The 249-nt window shown below is 30.5% G+C and carries 1 protein-coding gene; it reads left to right on the forward strand.

The window, feature by feature from the left end:
* A partial coding sequence (locus FUA24_RS25110) for a hypothetical protein (protein WP_222861338.1) occupies positions 1-249 on the forward strand: 249 nt, incomplete at both ends.

Raw genomic sequence — 249 nt, forward strand, 5'->3', positions numbered from 1 at the left:
GTTTTCAAAGTTTAGTTTAACTTGGCTGTATCAACTACATTTTTACAAACAATTTAATACAGCTCATGCTATACATGTACAATATGGTACTAATGTAAACCCATTAGATGTTCTTAAAAAAGTTGGTTTTTTAAAACCTTCGTTAATAGTTACATTTCATGGGCACGATGTGTTTTTCCCTATAAGTGGATATATTCACAATAATGGTTATTATGATAACTTGTTTGGTTTTGGCGACCTCATTACAGC

The organism is Seonamhaeicola marinus, from assembly GCF_008085455.1.